Raw genomic sequence first — 18,519 nt, forward strand, 5'->3', positions numbered from 1 at the left:
CGCCCCGACATGGCAGTCAGGTGAAATCGTGCTCTCGCCCCTGTCAAGGGAGGCCGTCCGAGTGAAGTCGTGGCGACGCAACCGCTGGCCGGTTGCCTATTGCCTATGCAACACGCGATCTTGAGGCGTCAGGGCACGCCGCGAAGCACGGCGGCCGACGAAATAAGGCATGGTGCGCGCCCTCGACGGCATGACGTTCCAGGCCGCCAGGGGAGATCGGGATTCGTTGTTGTTCAGGCCCAGAGGCTCGGAAGCGTCCGGACGGCGCGGCGCCGTCTTGGCTCTGCTTTGCGCCACGGCCCTAAGCGCCGCGCCGGCTGCCGCGGCTGTCGCCGCGCCTCGGCGTCCGGACGCCGCCATCCGCTTCGACATTCCCGCCCAGCCCTTGAGCCAGGCCCTGAATCAGCTGGCGCTGCGCAGCGATCGCGAAATCCTGTTCTCGCCCGCCCTGACCCAGGGCAAGCGCACCGCTGGTCTGTGGGGCGTGTTCACGGCGGAGGCGGCGCTGCACGCGCTGCTGGCGGGGTCGGGACTGACCGTCCAACTCGAGGGCCGCAGCTTCCTTGTGGTGCCAGCCCCACGCCCGGCCAAGGCCTCCATGCCGGACGCGCCGCCGTCTCAGCCGTCTCAGCCCGTCGCGATCGACTCCGTTGTCGTGACGGCCCTGAAGCGCGCCAGCCTGGCGCGGCAGACGCCGATCAGCATGACCGTGATCTCCGGCGAGCAGTTGTCGCGAGCCGGCGTCGTCGACCTGGAGAAGGCCGCGCCGCTGCTGCCGGGACTGAAACTGATCTCCACCGCCTTTGGCCGGCGCCTGGTGCTGCGCGGCGTCTATGGGGCCGGCGAAGCGACGACCGGGCTCTACTACGACGAGACGCCGATGACCGGGCCGGTCGGCACCACGTCCGATCCCGGCGTGATGGCGCCGGAACTGGCCCTGGTCGACGTCGAGCGCGTCGAACTTCTGCGGGGACCGCAGGGCACGCTGTACGGCTCCGGCGCGATGGGCGGGGCGCTACGGATCCTGTTCAAGCGTCCGGACCTGTCGGAGGACTCCGCCGCGATCGGCGCCTCGCTGTCTTCCGCCGCCCACGGCGGGCAAGCCGGCGGGGCGAACGCCGCGTTGAACGTCGTCGCGATCCCCGACACCCTGGCGTTCCGGCTGACGGCCTATGACCAACGCCAGCCCGGCGTGATCGACAATGCGCGGCTGGGCCTGAAGGACGTCGACGCCTCCCGCGTGCGCGGCGCGCGGGTCGCGGCGTTCTGGGCGCCGGCGTCGCGGCTGTCGGCCCTGCTCTCGGCCACGCACCAGGCCAGCCACCGCGATGACATCTCGGCCTGGAACGACACCGCCGGCCCCTGGCGGACCGTCCATGCCGGCCGCGCGCCCTTCGACGGCGACATCGACCTGGCGGCGGCGACCGTGAAATGGCGAGGCGACGCCGTGGACCTGACGGCCGTGTCGTCCTGGTACCGCTGGAGACTGACCCGCCGCTCAGACTACAGCGGCGTGCTGCTGGGCGAGCGGACCAACGCGGCCGGCTGTCTGCGGATGTTCAGCCAGGCCCAGACCTGCGACGCCACGCAGATGGCCAGCTACACGGCCTATGTCGACAGCGTCTATCCGGCGATTTTGAACCAGCCGGCCGAGCTGACCGCCGAAATCCATGAAATCCGGGCCTCCTCCGTCGGCGAGGGTCCCCTCACCTGGACGCTGGGCGCGTACCGGGAGGTACGCGGCGACTCTATCGACAGCCAGGTTCGGCACGTGGATCCCGATACCGGCGCTCTCGTCGAACCGCCGGTGCTGATCGGCCGCCGCGACATCGAGAACCACCTCTCCCAGAGCGCGGTCTTCGGCGAGGTTTCCTACGCCGTCGCGCCTTTGACCCAGCTTACCCTGGGCGCGCGACGTTTCGACTACGTCAAGCGGGACCGAGGCGCGGTGCAGATCGCCAATGTCGTTTCCGGGACCTGGGCTGACTATGCGATCGACGCGCGGACACAGGAGCAGGGTTGGAGCCTGAAGGCGCTGGCCAGCCGCGAATTTGGACCTGGATTTTTTGGCTACGCTCAGGTCTCCCAGGGTTTCCGCCCCGGCGGCGTCAATGTCGTACCCGGACTGCCCGAGACCCTGGCGGTCTATCGCTCGGATCGGCTGAACAACTATGAGCTGGGCCTGAAGCTCCAGAGCGCCGACCACCGCTTCACCGGCAATGTGGCGTTTTACCGGATCGCCTGGCGGGACATGCAGTACGCCGCCCAGACCCAGAACCGCGCCTTCACCTACGTCACCAATATCGGCGCGGCGCGCATCCATGGACTGGAGGTCGAGGCCGCCGCGCAGCAGGTGCTGGGATGGACCCTGGCCGGCGCGCTGACCGTGACCGACGCGCGCCTGACCGCCGACCAGCTCACCAACACCGCGATCGGCTTGGGGCTCGAGGGCGATCGCTTGCCAGTCGTGCCCCGGATGACGGCCTCGGCCTCGATGGAGCGCCGCTGGACCCTGCCCGGCGACCTTGCCGCCCGTTTCCGCCTCGACGGCTCCTATGCGGGGCTGGCCCGTTCGGCCTTCAACGCCGGCAACAGCGACTATCTGAAGATGGGCGGCTACGCCGTCTTCGGCGCCAGCGTCGGCCTGGAGCATCGCGCCTGGATCCTGGACCTGTCGGTCGACAACCTGCTGGATCGGGCCGGTCGCGCCACCGCCTCGCGCAACACCTCGGGCCCGATCGAGTACTTCGGCGTGGCGCCGCGCACGCTGCGCGTAGGCATCGAACGCCGCTTCTGATCCGGGCCTGTCTTTTTCGCCCACATCGGGTGAGGGAGCGTGTGGCCCTTGCGTCTGATCCTACAGGCCGCCGTCGAGCGCGCCGCAAGAGGGGATCAACAATGATGCAATTTCGAGGCCTTCGCGCCCTGGCCCTGGGCGCTAGCGCGCTAACGAGCCTGGTCGCCGGACAGGCGTTCGCCCAGTCCAACGACGCCGGCACGATCGAGGAAGTGGTCGTCACCGCGCTGAAGCGCTCCACCACCGTCCAGACCACCCCGATCAGCGTCAGCGCGGTCACGGAAAAGTCGCTGCAGGCCCTGGGCGCGTCCGGCATCCAGGACTATTTCCGTACGGTGCCGAACCTGCAGGTCGACGGCAACTCGCCGACCAGCCGGCGCCTGACCCTGCGCGGCGTGCGCAGCGCCGGTGAAGCCACCGTCGGTCTCTACTACGACGAAACCCCGCTGACGGGCCCGGCCGGCACGACCGCCGACGCCAGCTCGACCAGCGCCGACGTCAACCTGTTCGACGCCGAGCGCATCGAGGTCCTGCGCGGCCCGCAAGGCACGCTCTACGGCTCGGGCTCGATGGGCGGCACCCTGCGCGTGATCCTCAACAAGCCCGACTCCAGCCGCTATGCCGGCGCCGTCGAAGCCCAGGGAACCAGCACCAAGGGCGGCAGCAACGGCTATTCGGTCAAGGGCATGGTCAACGTGCCGCTGATCGAGGACAAGCTGGCCGCGCGGCTTGTGCTCTACAAGACCGAAGGCGGCGGCTATGTCGACGACGTCCTGCTGAAAAAGAAGGACATCAACGACCAGCACTCCAGCGGCGGTCGCCTGATGCTGGGCTTCACGCCCACCGAAAACCTGACGATCAACGCCACCGGCCTGTACCAGAAGACCAACCTGGACGGTCAGAACAGCTGGTATCCGGCGCTGGGCAAGGACGCCTATTCGACCAATGCCCGCGTCATCGCCCCGACCAGCGACAACCTGCGCCTCTACAACGTCACGGGTAAGTGGGACCTGAGCTTCGCCACGGTCACGGCCACCTCGTCCTACTACAAGTGGACCCTGCTGCGGAATTCCGACTACAGCCCCACGCTGTCGGGCAGCCGCGCCAACGCCACCTCCTGCCGCAACTACATCGCCGGCGGTCCGGCTCCGACGGGCTCGACCAACCCGGCCTGCACGGCCGCGCAGCTGACGGCCTACACCGCCTATGCCGACAGCCGCACCCCGGGCGCGCTGTACCAGCCGATGGGCCTGACCTCGTGGAACCACGAGCTGCGCATGACCGGCGCGCTGTTCGACGACAAGGTCAACTGGACTGGCGGCGTCTATCTGGAAAAGCGTGAAGACTACATCGAGAGCAAGGTGGCCAAGGGCGACGCCACCACCGGCGTCATCAACCCCAACGACCTGACCGCCTGGCGCCACGTTGGCACCGACACCAAGCAGACCGCTTTCTTCGGCGAAGTCTCCTGGAAGCCGATCGAGAAGCTGACCCTGACCGGCGGCGTGCGCCGCTTCAAGTATGACAAGACCGTCTCGGGCCAGGTCCTGATCAGCAACTTCATCACCCAGTCCTATGTCGGTCCGGCCGCCCAGGTCGACGCCGGCGCCGATGGCTGGGTCAGCAAGCTGAACGCCTCCTACCAGGTCACGTCCGACGTCATGTTCTACGCGGTGGCGGCCAAGGGCTTCCGCCCGGGCGGCGCCAACAACGTGCCTGGCCTGGCCAGCGCGCTGCTGGGCTACGCGCCCGACAGCCTCTGGAACTACGAGGGTGGCGTGAAGAGCCAGTGGTTCGACCGTCGCCTGACCCTGAACGCCGCCGCCTACCAGATCGACTGGTCGAACATGCAGATCTCGGCGACCAGCGCCAACGGCGCCTTCAGCTATTTGACCAACGCCGGCAAGGCCCGGATCAAGGGCTTCGAGATCGAGGCCGTGGCCCGTCCGATCTCCGGCCTGACGATCAGCGGCACCGCCGCCGTCGTCGACGCCAAGCTGACCGAGGACCAGGCCAACTCGACCATCCTGATCACCGGCTCGACCGGCCTGCGCGGCGACAAGTTCCCGAACGTGGCCAAGTTCAGCGGTTCGGCCGCGGTCGAATATACCTGGCCGCTGAAAGGCGACCTGAACGGCCTGATCCGGGCCGACTACGCCTATGTCGGCGAGTCCGCCTCGCAGTTCCGCCCGACCTACGTCTACTACGAGAAACAAGGCGACTACGGCTACGCCAACGTCCGCGTCGGGGTCGAAGGGGCTGACTGGGGCGCCTATGCCTTCGTCAACAACGTGGCCGACGAGGTCGGGCTGATGAGCGTGACCTCGGCGGTCAACAACGCCAAGCAGGTCGTCAGCATCAGTCCGCGGACGGCCGGTATCCAGGTCCGCAAACGCTTCTAAAAAAGAACGACGGGCGAGCCATCGGCTCGCCCGTCGCCTTCGATCACATGGATGTCCAGAGCTCGTTCCGCCTCGGCCCCGCGCTGTCGGGGGTAGGGTGAGATCCAGTTGGTTTTCACGGACTCGAACCGACCGACCCTCGAGCGCCTCGCCCAACGGGCCGGAACCACACCCCGTAGTGACCTCAGTTCAAGACCTCGGAGTCGCTGGGCCCGCGTCCCTGTCTGAACTCCCGCGGCGAGAGACCGTATTGCTCACGAAAGGCTCGGCTGAAATGCGCCGAGCCGTTGAAGCCCCAGCGGAAACAGATCTCCGAGATCGACAAGCGGGCGTGCTGGGGGCTGGCCAGGTCGATCCGGCAGCGCTCCAGGCGACGTGAGCGCAGATAGTGGCTGAAGGTCTCGTTGGCCGAGGCGAACAGCTTCTGCACATAGCGGGGCGAGACCCCTTCCTCGTTGGCGACACGCCGCAGCGACAGCTCCGCGTCCGGCAACAGGGTCTCTATGGTCTGGCAAAGGCGCTGCAGGTGGGCGGTAGGCGTCGCTGTGTCATAGGCGTCGGAGACCGCGCCCCCCCGTTCAAGCAGGCACTGGGCCAGGAACTCCGTGAAGGCCAGGTCCACCGGCCGCAGCTGGTCGACGGACAGGTTCTCCAGCTCCTCGGCGGTGGCGCGCAGCAGGTCGGAGAGGATGCGCGGAACGCCCTTGGAGCCGTCCAGCCATCCGACCCGAAGGTTGAAGGGCCTGATCAGGCGATGGTCCAGCGCCACGCGCGGCGCGCGTACGAACAACAGGCGCGATCGGGTGTCCAGCCGCAGGGCCGCCGCCTGCCCCGTCGGGCCAAAGGCGATGTCGCTCGAAGCGACGCTGACCGCCAGCTCGTCGGTGACCAGCGTCGCCTCGCCGTGCAGCAGGACCGCCAGCCAGACCGCCGCCGGTTGCGACGTCAGACGACCGGCGATCGTCTGGGCGCCGGCCTCGACCAAGGCGAACTCGATCCCTAGCGGCGAGGTCAGACAGGCCACCGAAGCGGCCGCCGGTTCGCCGTTCGCCAGGCCCTCGATGGGCAGGCCCAGGCGGCTCATCGCTTCGCGCCAGGCCTCGGCGCGTTCGGCGCGGGGATGGCTTTCAGTGCTGAACGACCAGGCCTTCATGCGTCACACCTTGAGCTTCGGGAAGATGTCGCGCGGGATGCGCACGTGGCAGCCCTGGGTGCCGTCGACCACCTGGGTGACGCCGAAGTCGGCCGCCACGCTCATCAGCGAATAGGCGTCGTTCTTCGACAGGCCGACCTGGTCGCTGAGCAGACTCAGCATCTTGGTCGAGGCGTCGCGCATGGCCAGGTTCAGATCCTCGTTGAAGCCGTGGACGATCCACCACTTGGGGGTCTCGAGAAGCGGACCGGGAGTCTGGATGTCCTTACGCAGCACGATCTGCATCAGGACGTTCAGCGAGGACTCGATGGCCGTGCCCGATAGCTCGCCGTCACCTTGGCTGACATGAGGATCTCCGATCGAGAACAGACCGCCGTCGACCTGCACCGTGTAGTACATCGTGGCTCCCGCCCCGATGCGCCAGTTGTCGATATTGCCGCCGTGCTCGCCGGGCGGGATGGTGCTGACACGGCCATCGACGGCGGGCGCCACGCCGGCGGTGCCCAGGTGCGGGCGGGCCGGGATCCGGATCCCCTTCAGGGCCGGCTGGCGATCGCATTCCGGGCAATTGGTGATCGTGCCCGGGATCAGGTACTTGCCTTCGAAGTCGTAGGCATAGAGCGCGCTGGCGGTGTTGGTGTTGGGATCCAGCTCGTAGATCGTCACCCGCTCCTTCTCGCCGAACTCCTTGTAGAGATAGCCCCAGTTGGCCGCGAGATTGGAGCCGTAGTTGTTGCGTGGAACCATGCGCAGGTAGCGCACCTCCAGCACGTCGCCGGGCTTGGCGTCCTCGACATAGATCGGGCCGGTCATGATGTGGACGCCGGGGTTGCGGTCGTCCTCGGGAATCTCCTTGAAGATCCGCGTAACGCCTTCGTCCATCATCAGCTCGGGCGCGTCGCCTGCATGGTGGGTGATGGCCTCGGCCTGGACCAGGTCACCGCTCTTGATGCGCAGCGATGGCGGGGTCGAGGGATCGAAATAGCCCCAGTGCACGGTTTGGGGCGTGGCCTTCAGGGTGTGCAGGGCGCCGGGGACGACGTCCGGGCGGGTCTGGCCGGGTTCGCAGATGAAGGGCATCGGGATCTCCGGTTCAGGCGCTAGCGAGCGTGACCGAGGTCATGCTCAGCGAGCCGTGCTCGATGTGGTCGGGGGCGAAGGTCGGGACGTCGCCGGGCAGGCGCGCGCCCAGCACGTAGAGCAGCGGCCAGTAGTGGTCGGGCGTCGGAACCGAGCGCTGGGCGTCGTGGCCCTGGCTCTCGAAGTCCACGGCCCGCTCGGGCGCGTCTTCGACGATCGCGGTCTTGATGTAGTCGTTGAACCGCCGCGACCAGTCGTAGGGCGCGCAGTTGCGGTCGCCCCAGTCCATGGCCGGCAGGTTGTGGACGATGTTGCCGGTGCCGACGATCAGCACGCCCTCGTCGCGCAAAGGCGCCAGGCGTTGGCCGATCTCGAAGTGCCAGGCCGGCGGCTTGGTCGCGTCCATGCTCAGTTGCACCACCGGCACGTCGGCGTCGGGAAAGGCCTTGCCCAGCACCGACCAGGTCCCGTGATCCAGCCCCCAAGCCCGCTCATCCAGGGTCACGGGCGTGGGCGCCAGGATTTCCGCGACCCGCGCGGCCAGTTCGGGCGAACCGGGGGCGGGATACCGCTGATCGAACAACGCCTTCGGAAAGGACGCACCGAAGTCGTGGATCGTGCGCGGCTTGGTCATGGCCGTCACCGCGACCCCGCGCGTCAGCCAGTGGGCCGAGACGCACAGAATGGCCTTGGGCTTGCCGATCGCGTCGCCCATGGACTTCCAGGCGCGCGTGGTGTCGTTGGTCTCCAGTGCGATCATCGGGCTGCCGTGACCGAAGAAGACGACAGGCAGACGGCTCATGCGGCGGCCTCCGAATTGGCGGGCGCCGGTGCGTCACCGTCGCTCCCTTGGGGATCCTTCATCGCCGCCCAGGCCTGCTGGTAGCGCGGCGCGAGCCAGCGGTTGAACTGCACCTGCGCGCCCTCCTGCCAGGAGTAGCGGCCCCGGATGGCGAAGCGCGAGCGAAGGCCTTGCTGGACCAGTTCGTCGACATGCATGTCCTGGGCGATGATCTTGCCGGCCGAGGTCATGATCATCTCGAGCCGCTCCTCGAAACCGGGGCTCTCCATGGCGCCGGGCGCGACCAGGATGCCGGTGTCCTGCTCCATGGTCTCGGGACCGGTGGGGCGCAGGATCAGGTAGATGACCATGTCGCTGGTCATCACCAGCGACAGCGTCGGCGGGATGTTGGCGAAGGTGGCGCGGTTGCGGTCTTCGTCCGTCAGCTTCGGGAAGATCGGCAGCACCGCCTTCTGGGTCGGGTTGAAGCTGGCGTCCGCGTGCAGCGTGCCGTTGTAGCGCAGGAAGCCGGCGTCTCCATCCTCGGCTTCCGGGAAGCTGCACAGCTCGCTGGGAATGAAGTCGTGCAGCGGCCCCCGATGCAGCTTGCTGGCGTGGTAGCCGTCGTTGTTGTTCTCGAACATCACCTTCCAGTTCCAGGCGAACTGACCGGTCATCGGCGGCGACAGACCGTCGGCGTTGTCGAGGTCATAGTTGGCGACAGCCGCCTCGACCGCCGTCAGACGCGGCGCCAGCGGCGGGGCCTCGGCGTCGAAGTTGATGAAGATGAAGCCCAGCCAGATCTCGACCTTGAAGGTCGGCAGCTTGATCGCCTTCTTGTCGAACTCGCAGGTGCGCTCCATGGCCGGAGCGTTCACCAGGTCGCCATTCAGCGAATAGACCCAATGGTGATAGGGGCAAACGAAGCCGCGCGTGTTGCCACGGCCCTCGGCCACCAGCATGGCCCGGTGCTGGCAGACCGCCGACATCGCCTTGATCTGATTGTCGCGGTTGCGAGCCACCACGATCGGCTCGCCGATGATCCGGGTGGTGAAGTAGTCGCCAGGTTCCTTGACCCAGTCGACGCGCCCCACGCACAGCCATTCGTGATTGAACAACGCCTCCTTCTCGAACTCGTAGAAGTCGGCGTCGACATAGCAGGCCGGCGGCAGGGTCTCGGCGGCCTCGACATCCCGCATCGAGCGTGAAAGGCCTTCGAAGAAGACGTCGCTGAGAAAGGGCGGGCGCGGGTTCATCGGGAAGCGCTCTGAAATGTCGGAGGTCGACCATCACGCTAGGACCGCACCGTGGACCGGTCTTGCCTCAGCGCGCACGAAGAGTTGGTCATCGAGCGCTCCGCGCGGCGCGACGCCGGATTTGCGGGCGCTGGGCGCCCCGACAACGCCTCCGGCGCCCAATCGGGGATCACCTCCGACACCGACGAGAAAGCTGTCGTGCGCGTTGAGACAAGACCGCCGCCGTCGGCGCGCCTAGATTTCCATCGTGGACATCGCCCCACGGAGGACGCCATGACGCTGACCGCCGACATCGCCATCAAGGACCTGAAGCCGGGCTTCGGGGCCGAAATCTCCGGCATCGACCTGGCCTCCGCCCCGGACGCGGCCCTGGACCACGTCGTCGACACCTTCCACCGCCATGGCGCCATAGCCCTGCGCGATCAGAAGATGACGCCCGACGACCTGATGCGCTTCATCGGGCGGTTCGGCGATCCCGAGGACCACACCCAGACCCGCTTCACCCTGCCGGGCTATCCGAAGATCTTCATCCTCAGCAACCGCATCGTCGACGGTAAGCCGATCGGCGCGCACAATGACGGCGTGGGCTGGCACACCGACTACAGCTACAAGCCCGAGCCGGTGATGCTGACCATGCTCTACGCGGTCGAGGTCCCGGACGAAGGTTCCGACACCCTGCTGGCCGACGGCTGCGCGGCCTGGAACGCCCTGCCCGCCGACAAGCAGGCGATGCTGGAAAAGCTGCGGCTGCATCACAGCTACAAGCACTTCATGGCCACCCGGCAGTTTGGCCAGCAACAAAACCTGTCGCCCGAGCTGGAGGCGGCCAACCCCGATGTCGAGCATCCGTTGATCCGCACCCACCCCGCCGACGGCCGCAAGGCGCTGTGGCCCTCGACCGGTACGGTGACCGAGGTCATCGGCATGCCCGGCCCGGCGGGCCTTGCCCTGCTGGACGAGCTGGTCGAGTTCATGACGGAGGAGCGGTTCATCTATCGCCACAAGTGGAAGGTCGGCGACCTCCTGATGTGGGACAACCGCTGCACCCTGCACACTGGCACGCTGTACGACGACACCAAGTACATCCGGACCATGCACCGCCTGTGGGTCAAGGGCGACAAGCCCTACTGATCATGACCAGGACCTGGATGATCACCGGCGTTTCGGGCGGCCTGGGCCGAGAGATCGCCCGCGCCGCCCTGGAGCGCGGCGATATCGTCGTCGGCACGGTGCGCAAGCCCGAAGCGGCGGCCGCGCTCGAGGCTCTCGGCGGCCATGCCGTGATCCTCGACGTCACCGACGAGGCAGCGATCAAGGCCGCCGTCGCCAAGGCCGAAAACGTCACCGGGACCATCGACGTCCTGGTCAACAATGCCGGCTACGGCTTGGTCGGCGCGGTCGAGGAGGCCTCGCTGGACGAGGTTCGCAAACAGTTCGAGGTCAACGTCTTCGGCCCCTTGGCGGTGCTGAAGGCCGTCTTGCCCGCCATGCGCGCGCGCCGTGCGGGCCGGATCATCAACATCACCTCGGTCTCGGGCCTGGCTGTCTGGGCCGGCACAGGCGTCTATTGCGCCAGCAAGTGGGCGCTGGAGGGCCTGACCCAGACCCTGGCCCAGGAAGTCGCCGAGCTGGGAATCAAGGTCGTCAATGTCGCCCCTGGCGGCCTGCGCACCGACTTCGCCACCGGCTCCAAGGTCATCGTGGCCGACAAGCTTTCCGACTATGACGGTCTGGCGCGGGACGCCGAGCGGATCATGGCCGACCACGCCGGCCAGGAACCCGGCGATCCGGTCAAGGCGGCCCAGGCGATCCTGACGATCGCCGACGTCGAGGATCCGCCGATGCACCTGCTGCTGGGCGAGGACGCCCTGAAGTACGCCGGCTACGCCGCTCAGGGCCTGGCCGCCGATATCGACGCCTGGAAGGCCCTGTCCCTCTCCACCGGCTTTGACGCCTGAACCCCGAACGCGAGCGCACGCCTTGACCAACACCCTGATCTTCGTCGACCTGGCCTCCGAAGACCCGTCCAAAGCCGGCGACTTCTACGCCAAGGTGTTCGGCTGGCAGAACGACGCTCGCCCCGAAGGCGTCTATCACCGCATGGTGCCCGGCGGCTTCTTTAAGAAATCCGACGGGACCGACAGCGAGATCGGCAATCTGCACCTGGGGATCTTCAAGGCCGCCAACGCCCGTCCCCACCCCGAGCCCGAGGGCGTCGAGCCGCGCGCGCTCAGCACCGACGGCCGCAAGCCTCGAATCTGGGTGCTCATCAGCGACGACGACAGCGCCGATCGCATCCTCGGAGCCGCTGAGGCGCTGGGCGCGACGATCCTGTGGCGGAACCATTACTGGAAGGAATTCAACGGCTACAACCACGCCTTCCGGGACCCCTGGGGCAACGAGATCGTGTTGTGGGGCAAGGCTGGCGCTGATCCGCGGGTCCCGGCGGACTTCACGCGGGAATAGTCAGTCGACGCGCGAGGGATCGCCGACGAAGTCCTTGGCGCAGTACCAGCCGCCCTGAAACGGGACGGCGGCCGGGTCCTCGGGCGGCCCGGCCATCATCTCGGCCGCCCAGGCCTCGGCGTTGTCACGCGGCGCATAGCCCAGAAACGCGACAGCCGAATTGTCCCAGAAATTCCGTGTGTTGGCCGAAACGCCGTACACGGTCGCATAGCCGAAGCTCGGCGCCTCGATCCCGCAGCGGACCAGCTCGACCATGTCGCGCGGGCTGATCCAGACGGCCAGCTGGCGTGGATCGGACGGCCGTTCGCGATAGGCGCCTATGCGCAGGGACAACACCTGCAGGCCGAACTTGTCGGCGTACATCCGCCCGATCGCCTCGCCGAACACCTTGCTGACGCCGTAATAGCTGTCGGGGCGCGGGACCAGGGTCTCGACAGTCGGGGTTTCGCGGCGATGGAAACCGGCGGCGTGGTGCGACGAGGCGAATAGCACGCGCTTCACCCCAGCGATCCGCGCGGCTTCGAACAGGTTGTGGACGCCGACGATATTGGCCGGCAGCACCCGCTCCCAGGCGTTGGTCTCGGGCTCGACGGGTACGCCGGCCATGTGGACCACGCAGTCGATCCCATCCATCGCCGCGGCCAGCGACGCCATGTCCAGCAGGTCGGCGCGGATGCATTGCTCACCCTCGCCCGCCCGCGTCAGCGGAGCGATGTCCGCCAACCGCATCAGGTCGTAGCGGCCGGCCAGGCCCGATCGGATCGCCGAGCCGATGCCGCCGGCCGCGCCCAGCAGGAGAACTTTCAAACCGGCTTGTCGCCGGCGACGGTCACCCGATAGCCCGTGCGGGTGTCGGGGAAATAGTCCCAGATCGCCTGGTGCCAGGTGCAGCGGTTATCCCAGAAGGCCACCGAGTTCTTCTTCCAGCGGAAGCGCACCTGGAAGTCCGGGTTTTGAGCGTGCTGATAGAGAAAATTGAGGATCGCCGTGCTCTCGGCCTTGGACACGCCGGCGATGTGGGTCGTGTAGGACGGGTTCACGAACAGGCTCTTGCGACCGCTGACCGGATGGGTGCGCACGATCGGGTGGGTCGAGCAATTGTACTTGCGGTCGATGTCCGGGAAAATCGCCTTGTAGACCGGATTGGCGTCGTGCACCGCGTGCAGACCTTCCAGATAGGCCTTCATCCGGTCAGACAGCGTCTCATAGGCCCAGTACATGCTGGCGAAGCAGGTGTCGCCGCCATCGTCGGGCAGGACCTTCATGTAGAGGATGCTGCCAAGAGGCGGTTCGGGATCGCAGGTCAGGTCCGAGTGCCAGTTCTCGCCGGCCACGAACTTGGAATTGGCGTCGGCGTGGATGGCCACGATCTCGGGATGGTCGGCCAGCCCCGGCACGCCCGAGTGGATGGCCAGATTGCCGAACTTGCGGCCGAAGTCCTTGTGGGCGTCGTGCGACATCTCCTGGTCGCGGAAGAAGATCACCTGATGCTGGGTCAGGGCCTGATGGATTTCCTCGAACTGGCGGTTCGACAGGGGCTTTCCAAGATCGACGCCAAAGATCTCCGCGCCGATCCGGCGGGTCATGGGCTTCACGTCGAGCACGTCGTAGGCCATCCGGCCGCCTCCCTAAGCGTTCAGGAACCCGCCGCGCACATAGACGAGCGGCGTCTTGGTTTCGTCGGTCACGACGCGCAGGACACGTCCGACCAGGATCTCGTGGTCGCCGCCGTCGTGAGCGGCATGCAGCTCGCATTCGATCGCGGTCACGCAGCCAGCCAGCAGCGGCGCGCCGCGGACACCGGCCTCGACGGCGGTCAGGGCGAAGCGATCGTCGGCACCGCTCTTGGCGAAGCGGTAGGCCAGGTCGCCCTGCTCGTGGGCCAGGATGTTGACGCAGAAGGTCCTGGCCTGGTTCAGCGCCGCCAGGGTGCGGCTGTCGCGCTTGAGGCAGATCATGACCAGCGGCGGGTCCATCGACACCGAGCTGAAAGCGCTGACCGTCGTGCCGACCAGGCGGCCGTCGTGGCACGCGGTGACCACCGTCACCCCGGCGGCGAAACTGCCCATGGCCCTGCGGAAGTCCGCCGGCTCCGGCGTCTGGGTTTGGGCCGCCGCGCTCATCACTCGTTCCCGAACGGGTTGTCGGGATAGACCGCCGAGGCCGGCCGCTTGGCGCCCTCCTCGGGGCTGGCGCGGCCGCAGATGGCCAAGGCCGTCAGGGCGTAGATCAGGGCGCTGTCGACCAGGTCCTTCGGCGTCGGACGCCAGCGGCGGAAGCCGGTGGTGATGGCCGGAATCCGGTGCATGTTGAAGACGTTGTGGTCGCGCCACATGCTGGAATAGACCGGATTGGCCAGGGCGACCGGGTGGCCCAGACCCAGCTGGGTGGCGATGTCCACGGCGCCGACCAGCGGAGCGACCTCGGCCGCGTCGGCCTCGAAGCCGTGACGCACGACCACCGGCTCGATGTCGATCCGGCCCAGACCCGCCTCGCGCACCATGGCCTCCAGCGAGTGCTGGAGGTCGGCCACCCGCTGCTTGGGCGTCAGACCCACTTCCAGATAGAGGTTGACCAGCTCTGTCCCCGCCCCGAAGGCGAACGGGATGCCGCCGCGCACCGAGGCGATCTGCGACTTGGGTTGGGCCACGCCGCCCGGGCTGTCGTAGCGGCTCTTTTTCTCGTACTCGCCGCTCCAGGCGTGGATAGCCTCGGTCAGCTTGCCGATCTTGTAGATGGGATTGGGGTGTTGGGCCGCCGTCGCCGGATGCTCCAGCAGCGGGGTGAAGACGCCCTCGCCCCAGACCTGGAAGCGGAACACCGCGTAGCCGCAGCCGACCCAGGTCAGGCCGAAGTCACAGCCCTCGGCGGCGATGGCGTAGTCGGGCGCGACGCCGCCGTGGTGGAACAGGTAGTGGGCCCCGATGTCCTTGCCCATATAGGCCACGCCCCGGTGCTCCTCGATCGGCTCGGGGCCGATCTCGCCGGGACAGGCGGTCAGGTACATCTTGCCAGCCAGCTCATAGCCAGCCTTCTTCAGCGCCTTGGCCGCGATGAGAAAGCAGCTCATCGGTCCACGATCATTGGCGATCGGGTAGCCGTAGAGCTTGCCGTCCTCCAGCCAGCACTTCTCCCACTCGGGATTGGCCATGGTCTCGGGGCTGTACTTGTAGGCGTCGAGGTCGGGGTTCCAGGTCGGCGCCTCGGTGTCGAGGTGGGCCGTGAACAGCAGGTTCTTGCCGACACCCTTGCCGCCGTGCGTGCCGATGATGTTCGGGCGCTCGGGCGTGGCCCCGACCTTGCGCGGGGAGAAGCCCTCGCGCGCCATCCAGTCGTGGACGTAATTGGCGACCTCCAGCTCCTTGCCGGACGGCGCTGGAATGTTGCCCAGGGTCAGGGCCAGCTCGACAATCTCGGTCTCGTCGATGGCGGCGGCGATCGCGGCGCGGTCGGCCTCGGTGACTTGGTACGGCGCGCTCGCGCCCAGGTTCGGAAATCCATCGGCCATGGGTCAGGCGCTCCAGGCGGCGGCGACCTGGGCCGTATCGGTCAGGATCGCGCTGTTCAGTTCCATCACCTTCAGCGAGGCGGCGTGGATGTCGGGCTCGTAGGCGGCGCAGGCGTCGGCGACGACGAACACGTGATAGTCCAGGCTGAAGGCGTCGCGGACGGTGCTGTCGACGCAGCATTCGGTGGTCAGGCCCGCCACCACCAGGGTGTCGACGCCCGAGGCCTTCAGCCACGCGTCCAGCTTGGTGCCGACGAAGCCGCTGTAGCGGGCTTTCTTCACCACCAACTCGTCGGGCGCTGGCTGGGGTCCGTGGAAGTTCGAGCCGACCTCGCCCTCGCGGCACAGGGCGCTCTCGTTGTCAGGGTCGCCGCCACGGCGGCGCATACGCTCCTTCCAGGACAGCGAGTCGGTTTCCGGCGCGGTGAAGAGACCCACGAAGACCACCGGCGTTCCGGCGGCGCGCGCCGCGTCGACCAGACGTTCGGCGGCGGCCACGGCGGGCTGGACCGCGGCCATGTCGACATACTGGGCCAGCACGCCCTCGGGCGAGGCGAAGTCCACCTGGATGTCGATGACCAGCACCGCCGTGCGCGACGGCGCGATCCAAGCGGCCAGCCCCTCCCCGGCTCCCGCGACGGTCGTCATCGCATTCACGAGAACACCGCCCGCAGGCCCGGCAGGATCTCGGACCCGAACATGGTCAGTCCCTCGACATAGTCGGGGAAGATCATCATCAAGCCGTCCAACTCGCAGTAGCGCAGATATTCCTCGATCTGCGCGCTACAGGTCTGGGGCGAGCCGACCACGGTGTGGGTCATGAACGCGCCCTGGGCCTTGGCGACGGTCGAGAGCTTCTCGGCCGGCACGCCCCAGCTTTCCAGCATGGCCAGGATCGCGCCCATGTCGGCGCCGTCCTTGTAGTGCTCGACCTTGGCCTCGGCGTCCGCGTCGGTATCGCCATGGACGACCGTGCACATGGCGAAGGTCTTGATCGACTTACCCATGCCCTCCGCGGCCTGCTTGGCGCGCAGCGAGGCGTCACGGCGCTCGTCGGGCGTGCGGCCGCCGATGAAGCAGATATCGGCCTCGCGCACCGAGAACTGGAAGCCCCGGTCGCTCATGCCCGCGCAAACGAGATCCGGGCGCGGTTTGGACAAGGGTTTGGGCTTGGATTGGCAGTCCTTCATCTGGAAGTACTTGCCGTCGAAGTCGACGCTGTCCTCGGACCACAGCCGCTTGACGATCGTCGTCCATTCCTCGGTCAAGGCGTAGCGATCGTCGTGGCTCAGGCTGTCGTCCCAGGCGCCCATCTGGTCGAATTCGCCGCGATAGGCGCCGGCGACGATGTTGAGGCCCGCGCGGCCGCCGCTGATGTGATCCAGGGTGGCGATCATCTTGGCCGCCACGGCCGGATTCTGCAGCAGGGGGTGGATGGTCGCCCAGATCTTCACGTTCTTGGTGGCCTCGGCGATGCCGGCCATCATGGTGACGGACTCCAGGGCCGTGCCCCAGTGGTCGGTCTCGCCGCCGAAGCCGCGGAACTTGCCCATCGACATCACGAAGTCCATGCCGACCTCGTCGGCCTTCACGGCCGCCGCCTTGTTCTGTTCGTAGAGGCCGTCGAGGACAGGGGCGGTCTTCGAGATGATCCAGCCGCCGTTGGCGACCGGCAAAAAGACCCCGAAGTCCTTGTGTTGGGAAGGACGGTGGAACATGGCTGTACTCTCCGGACTCTAGGCCGCGTCGCGCAGCAGGGCGGGCGTGGGCGCCGGGACCGGCGCGACGGTGTTTTCCTGGACGGACTTGCGCGGCGGACGCATGAACAGGGCCGCGACGAAGATCACGCCGATCACGGCGGCGAAGACCTGGAAGGTCGGGGCGAAGCCGCCCATGCGGTCACGCATGAAGCCGCCGATCACCGGACCCAGCGCCGAGACAGCCCCAACCAGGCAGACCATCGAGAAGAGCTCAAGGTTGTTCTTCCGGCCATAGTAGTTGAGCAGCAGGATGCTGACGGCAAGCACGGTCATGCCGAAGCCGACCCCGACCCCGAGGGCGAAGATCACCATCATCGGCCAGGTCGCGGCGCTGGCCAGCGCCAGCAGGCCCGCGGCCATCATCCCTTGCGCGCCCGCCAGCAGCCAACGCGGATCGATGCGATCGCCCAGCAGGCCGCCGCTCATCCGGGCCACGACCTGCATCAGGGATTCCAGGCTCAGCGCCGCGACCGCCACGGCCGAGACCACGCCCATCTCGCTGAAGTGGCTGGGCGCCAGGCTGACGGCGGTGACCCCGCCCAGCAGGTGGGCGAAATAGGCCGCGACGATCACGTAGAACTGCGGGGTGCGGATCGCCTCCTTGACCGTCCAATCGACCTGGGTGCGGTAGACGCGAGCATCGGCGGGCTGAGCGGCCGCCTCCTCGGCCACGGCCTTGTCGGTCTCGACCGCCGCGCTCTCCAGCCAGGCCTTGCCGCCCACCAGGGCCGCGGCCAGGGCGCCGACGACCGCCGAGGCGACGGCCTGCCACGCCCAATACGGCCGCCAGGCGCCGCCCGCCATCTCCATGCCGACCAGCGCCATCCAGGGACCGGCGACGCCGCCCAGCGAACCGATCGTGAAGTAGACCCCGAACGGCAGGGCGCGTTTCTTGAACAGCATCGACAGCAGGTGCGTGCCCGGGATCAACGCCATCATCTGGTAGCCGACGCCCAGCAGGGCCGTGCCGGTCAGGTAGACCGGTAGCCCGTGGGCCATCGTCAGGCAGAGGAAGCCGGCGATCATCACGGCCGAACCGGCGATGATCGTGGCCCGCACGCCGATCTTGCGGATCAGCAAGGCCGGCAGCCACGACGAGCCGCCGCAGAACGCGCCCAGCAGGGTGAAGCCCAGGAAGGCCGAGGCGAAGCTCCACTGCTGGTCCTTGATCATGGCCGGCAGGACCACGCCCAGCGACGAGAACGTCGAGGCCGTGATCAGGAACAACAACAGGGAAAGCGCGCCCAGGAGGGTCCAGGAACGCCATTGGATCGTCGACATCGCCATCGAGCCTCCATGCAAGCTCGCGGCGCGTC

General features: G+C 67.5%; 16 protein-coding genes. 5 read left to right on the forward strand and 11 right to left on the reverse strand.

What is annotated here, in order from left to right:
• Positions 1-169 precede the first annotated feature (169 nt).
• Both ACW173_RS04270 and ACW173_RS04275 read left to right on the forward strand, forming a co-directional pair.
• Positions 170-2,797 carry a TonB-dependent receptor gene (locus tag ACW173_RS04270; protein WP_492083634.1) on the forward strand — a complete coding sequence of 876 codons (2,628 nt, stop codon included), beginning with the start codon at positions 170-172 and terminating at the stop codon, positions 2,795-2,797.
• A 101-nt stretch (positions 2,798-2,898) separates the two neighbouring features.
• Positions 2,899-5,199 carry a TonB-dependent receptor gene (locus ACW173_RS04275; protein WP_492083635.1) on the forward strand — a complete coding sequence of 767 codons (2,301 nt, stop codon included), beginning with the start codon at positions 2,899-2,901 and terminating at the stop codon, positions 5,197-5,199.
• A 184-nt stretch (positions 5,200-5,383) separates the two neighbouring features.
• Here ACW173_RS04275 and ACW173_RS04280 read toward each other — a convergent pair whose 3' ends face one another.
• From ACW173_RS04280 to ACW173_RS04295, 4 genes are read right to left on the reverse strand one after another with little or no spacing between them, the layout of a single operon-like run.
• Entirely contained in the window at positions 5,384-6,352 is a 969-nt protein-coding gene (locus ACW173_RS04280; RefSeq protein WP_492083636.1) for an AraC family transcriptional regulator, read from the reverse strand.
• A gap of 3 nt (positions 6,353-6,355) precedes the next feature.
• A complete protein-coding gene (locus tag ACW173_RS04285) occupies positions 6,356-7,432 on the reverse strand; it encodes an acetamidase/formamidase family protein (protein ID WP_492083637.1) in 1,077 nt (358 codons plus the stop codon).
• Positions 7,433-7,445: 13 nt separating this feature from the next.
• Positions 7,446-8,234: a 4,5-DOPA-extradiol-dioxygenase gene (gene ygiD / locus ACW173_RS04290; RefSeq protein WP_492083638.1), complete on the reverse strand. Its 789-nt coding sequence runs from the start codon at positions 8,232-8,234 to the stop codon at positions 7,446-7,448.
• A complete protein-coding gene (locus ACW173_RS04295; RefSeq protein ID WP_492083639.1) occupies positions 8,231-9,469 on the reverse strand; it encodes an aromatic ring-hydroxylating oxygenase subunit alpha in 1,239 nt (412 codons plus the stop codon). Before ACW173_RS04295 ends, ygiD begins: the two co-directional genes overlap by 4 nt.
• 273 nt (positions 9,470-9,742) lie before the next feature.
• On the opposite strand from ACW173_RS04295, the gene ACW173_RS04300 reads away from it, so the two are divergent.
• Genes ACW173_RS04300 through ACW173_RS04310 form a run of 3 tightly spaced genes read left to right on the forward strand, consistent with a single transcriptional unit; the run spans position 9,743 to position 11,935 of the window.
• Complete coding sequence (locus ACW173_RS04300) at positions 9,743-10,600, forward strand: TauD/TfdA dioxygenase family protein (RefSeq protein ID WP_492083640.1); 858 nt, start codon at positions 9,743-9,745, stop codon at positions 10,598-10,600.
• A gap of 2 nt (positions 10,601-10,602) precedes the next feature.
• Positions 10,603-11,427, forward strand: coding sequence for an oxidoreductase (locus ACW173_RS04305; protein WP_492083641.1), 825 nt, complete (start codon positions 10,603-10,605; stop codon positions 11,425-11,427).
• Positions 11,428-11,449: 22 nt separating this feature from the next.
• Complete coding sequence (locus ACW173_RS04310; protein ID WP_492083642.1) at positions 11,450-11,935, forward strand: VOC family protein; 486 nt, start codon at positions 11,450-11,452, stop codon at positions 11,933-11,935.
• Here ACW173_RS04310 and ACW173_RS04315 read toward each other — a convergent pair whose 3' ends face one another.
• The 7 genes from ACW173_RS04315 to ACW173_RS04345 are packed head-to-tail and all read right to left on the reverse strand — an operon-like array spanning position 11,936 to position 18,484.
• Entirely contained in the window at positions 11,936-12,742 is an 807-nt protein-coding gene (locus ACW173_RS04315) for an NAD-dependent epimerase/dehydratase family protein (protein ID WP_492083643.1), read from the reverse strand. It lies immediately after the preceding gene.
• Entirely contained in the window at positions 12,739-13,551 is an 813-nt protein-coding gene (locus ACW173_RS04320) for a TauD/TfdA dioxygenase family protein (RefSeq protein ID WP_492083644.1), read from the reverse strand. The genes ACW173_RS04315 and ACW173_RS04320 overlap by 4 nt, the downstream gene beginning before the upstream one ends.
• Positions 13,552-13,563: 12 nt before the next feature.
• On the reverse strand, positions 13,564-14,058 hold the full coding sequence (locus ACW173_RS04325; RefSeq protein WP_492083645.1) for a flavin reductase family protein: 495 nt from the start codon (positions 14,056-14,058) through the stop codon (positions 13,564-13,566).
• A complete protein-coding gene (locus tag ACW173_RS04330; RefSeq protein WP_492083646.1) occupies positions 14,058-15,443 on the reverse strand; it encodes a zinc-binding metallopeptidase family protein in 1,386 nt (461 codons plus the stop codon). The genes ACW173_RS04325 and ACW173_RS04330 overlap by 1 nt, the downstream gene beginning before the upstream one ends.
• Positions 15,444-15,446: 3 nt before the next feature.
• Positions 15,447-16,091: a cysteine hydrolase family protein gene (locus ACW173_RS04335; RefSeq protein ID WP_492083647.1), complete on the reverse strand. Its 645-nt coding sequence runs from the start codon at positions 16,089-16,091 to the stop codon at positions 15,447-15,449.
• 5 nt (positions 16,092-16,096) lie between these two features.
• The gene (locus ACW173_RS04340; protein ID WP_492083648.1) at positions 16,097-17,161 is read right to left on the reverse strand and encodes an LLM class flavin-dependent oxidoreductase; all 1,065 of its coding nucleotides are present in this window, start codon (positions 17,159-17,161) and stop codon (positions 16,097-16,099) included.
• Between the two features lie 18 nt (positions 17,162-17,179).
• Positions 17,180-18,484, reverse strand: coding sequence for an MFS transporter (locus tag ACW173_RS04345; RefSeq protein ID WP_492083649.1), 1,305 nt, complete (start codon positions 18,482-18,484; stop codon positions 17,180-17,182).
• Positions 18,485-18,519 lie beyond the last annotated feature (35 nt).

The organism is Caulobacter sp. ALps2, assembly GCF_058681635.1.

Bases quoted from the DNA above. Each gene is read 5' to 3' on its own strand.
- ACW173_RS04325 (WP_492083645.1), bottom strand. From the start codon at position 14,058: ATGAGCGCGGCGGCCCAAACCCAGACGCCGGAGCCGGCGGACTTCCGC.
- ACW173_RS04270 (WP_492083634.1), top strand. From the start codon at position 170: ATGGTGCGCGCCCTCGACGGCATGACGTTCCAGGCCGCCAGGGGAGAT.
- ACW173_RS04320 (WP_492083644.1), bottom strand. From the start codon at position 13,551: ATGGCCTACGACGTGCTCGACGTGAAGCCCATGACCCGCCGGATCGGC.
- ACW173_RS04335 (WP_492083647.1), bottom strand. From the start codon at position 16,091: ATGACGACCGTCGCGGGAGCCGGGGAGGGGCTGGCCGCTTGGATCGCG.
- ACW173_RS04275 (WP_492083635.1), top strand. From the start codon at position 2,899: ATGATGCAATTTCGAGGCCTTCGCGCCCTGGCCCTGGGCGCTAGCGCG.
- ACW173_RS04345 (WP_492083649.1), bottom strand. From the start codon at position 18,484: ATGTCGACGATCCAATGGCGTTCCTGGACCCTCCTGGGCGCGCTTTCC.
- ygiD (WP_492083638.1), bottom strand. From the start codon at position 8,234: ATGAGCCGTCTGCCTGTCGTCTTCTTCGGTCACGGCAGCCCGATGATC.
- ACW173_RS04340 (WP_492083648.1), bottom strand. From the start codon at position 17,161: ATGTTCCACCGTCCTTCCCAACACAAGGACTTCGGGGTCTTTTTGCCG.
- ACW173_RS04295 (WP_492083639.1), bottom strand. From the start codon at position 9,469: ATGAACCCGCGCCCGCCCTTTCTCAGCGACGTCTTCTTCGAAGGCCTT.
- ACW173_RS04280 (WP_492083636.1), bottom strand. From the start codon at position 6,352: ATGAAGGCCTGGTCGTTCAGCACTGAAAGCCATCCCCGCGCCGAACGC.
- ACW173_RS04285 (WP_492083637.1), bottom strand. From the start codon at position 7,432: ATGCCCTTCATCTGCGAACCCGGCCAGACCCGCCCGGACGTCGTCCCC.
- ACW173_RS04305 (WP_492083641.1), top strand. From the start codon at position 10,603: ATGACCAGGACCTGGATGATCACCGGCGTTTCGGGCGGCCTGGGCCGA.
- ACW173_RS04300 (WP_492083640.1), top strand. From the start codon at position 9,743: ATGACGCTGACCGCCGACATCGCCATCAAGGACCTGAAGCCGGGCTTC.
- ACW173_RS04330 (WP_492083646.1), bottom strand. From the start codon at position 15,443: ATGGCCGATGGATTTCCGAACCTGGGCGCGAGCGCGCCGTACCAAGTC.